Below are 2,516 nucleotides of genomic sequence, written 5' to 3' on the forward strand. Positions count from 1 at the left end.
GTGTACGGAGACTAGGCTGCGCTGCTTTGGGGCACTCGCCAGACAGGCCAACTCAAAAATCGGCGAGGAATCCGTGAGCAGCATGCCGCCCATGCCACCACTGACCATCTTACGGCCGCCCACGCTGAACACCGCAGCATCGCCCCACGTCCCCACCCTGCGCCCGCGCTCAGTCGAACCGTGCGCGTGCGAGCAATCCTCGATGAGCGTCAGCCCTCGGGAACGTGCCAGCTCCGCGATCGGCAACATGTCGCACGGATGGCCAAAAAGGTGCGTGACCACAATGGCGCGGGTTCGGGCCGTCAGCGCTGGCTCAATCCGCGCTCTGTCAAGGTTGCCAGTGTCATCGCCAGCGTCGACGAGGATCGGGACCGCACCCAGCCACAGCAGGGGAGTCCCAGTGGCCAGGAACGTGTAGGTGGGCACGATTACCTCGTCACCAGGTCCGAGGCCCGCCGCGAGGAACGCGAGGAAGAGCGCGCTAGTGCCGCTGTTCACCGCCAAACTGAAGGTGCGCCCGTAATGGAGCGCGAAGCTATCCTCGAGGCGCTGGATCTCCGCGCCACGCTCGTAGTCGTACGACCGTCCGGCGGCTAGCAACTCCTGACACCGGGCGATCGACGCGGCGTCGTAGCGAGGCCACGGCGGCGGATGTGCCACGCCGGTTCCGCCCACGGGCGGCGTCACGGCTGTCGGCGTCGCCGGTCGACAGCAGCGAGACTCTGCACGATGCTGTGTAAGATTTCGACGAAGAGCCATGGCGCGGACCCAACGTACGAGACGAGCTCGAGCGCCACTGGTGCGATGAGACCGCGGCGGGCCATCAGCGTCATCCGGTGCCGCAACGGGTCGAACAGCAGAGCCGCGTCGATCAAGATACTGCGCTTTCGGGGCAGTCCGGGCGCGTAACGGCCCATACCTCGAACAGCGAATTAAGCGTGCCGAGACGCGCGGCAAGCACGACGAATGCGACGGTTTGCAGCATCACCCATTTGTGGTTCGGCTGGGCTACCAACGGGGTCATCGCCGCGTGGCCGCCGGCCGCGCGCGCCACCCTGGGTAATTCGGCCGTGTCGCCCCGGCCGGCGCCCGTCAGGACGGTATGCCCCGCGGGGCCAGACGACGCGCCCACGCTCCGGGCGACTTCCAGGCGCTCTCCTTCGATGTGGGGACTGGCCGAGCAGGGAACACGGACAACAGCCAAGAGGGCCTCCCATCGGATGTCGGCCAATTCGCATTGATGATCTTTCGACCAAGGCGCGATGCGATTGTGCAAGTTCCGTCGGAGCCCCACGGACAGTACCCGAGGCGGATTGGCAGCAGGGTTCGGGCGCAGGGCGCAGTGGCCACCGACGACATGGTCGGAAGTCATCAACTGTCCGGCGGGAGCCTCTATCCGCCGGGCCCAGCGTAGTTGTACACGTTTTCTATGAGGAAGTATAGGCTCCAGTATGGATGAATTGTCAAGACTCGCAACTCGCGTCGTCGCGGTCCCAGGTCGCCTTCAGTGCGGCCACTCGCCATGGTGCCGTCAACGCAGTCCCCGACCAACTCTGGCCGGTTCGCGCAGCGGTGCGCCTCCCGCCCGTCTCCTCACGGCCGGGCAGACGGTCGACGAAATCGCACCGATGGCAGTGCCAGTCGGCAGCACTCTCGCGACGCGCTCGACGGCACACGAAAGCAAACGCTCCCTCTCCCGGTTTTGGCGGCGTGTTGGGCTTGGCACGTGACGGCTAGCTAGGGTCGCTAGCTGGCGGACAGCGTCTCGGGGATCATGAGGGGTGAAGGCCTCGACAGTCGCGTTCCGGCGCTGATGCCCCATGCTCACGGGTCTGGTGGAGTGCGGGGTCATAGGGGGTGGCGTTGTGCCAGCAGGCCCAGCCAGCCGGTCCTCTCGATGATCACAGGTAGGTCAAGAGGATCACCGAAACGAAGCGGCCGGTGCAACGCCGTCGTCCACCCCGCTTCGGCGTGTGTCGGCGGCCGCGAGATCCTGCCCAGGGACGGCCATGAAGGTGTCCGCTGGCGGGGATGTGATCTGCCCGAGGTGAACGTCGTGCGTGGCCTGTCCTGGGTCGGGCGTCATGTGGCGTGCAACTGCACGGACAGGGCCGCGGATGCGATGCAGGGGCGGGACCTCTGCTCCCGGTGACTCCCGAGTTGGGTAGGTTCTCGGGTTGCTCACGGCCACCGATGAAGGAGGCCCCTGTGGATCCATCGTATGAGGGTCATCAGGTAGTGCGGATCGATCTGCACCGGCGGCGGTCGCTGATCGTGCGGATGACGCCTGACGGCGACCCGCGCGCGGCACGTCCGGAGCGGATGACGCCTGACGGCGACCCGCGCGCGGCACCGTCCGGATCAGTAACGAGGCGGAGTCGCTGGCCGTGGAGATCAGCCGGGCGGGTGAAAGCCCGGATGTGGTGCTGGAAGCGACGTATGGCTGGTACTGGGCGGCGGACGTGCTCGCCCCGTCGGGTGCGCGGGTGCATCTCGCGCACCCGTTGGGTGTGAAG

The 2,516-nt window shown here is 66.7% G+C and carries 1 protein-coding gene; it reads right to left on the reverse strand.

Annotated elements, in window-relative coordinates:
- Positions 1-660: DegT/DnrJ/EryC1/StrS family aminotransferase (locus U9980_RS28155; RefSeq protein WP_322770696.1), on the reverse strand; the 660-nt coding region annotated here is incomplete at its 3' end.
- Positions 661-2,516 lie beyond the last annotated feature (1,856 nt).

Origin of the sequence: Protofrankia sp. Cr1 (assembly GCF_963555865.1) — a bacterium.
Lineage (GTDB): Bacteria > Actinomycetota > Actinomycetes > Frankiales > Frankiaceae > Protofrankia.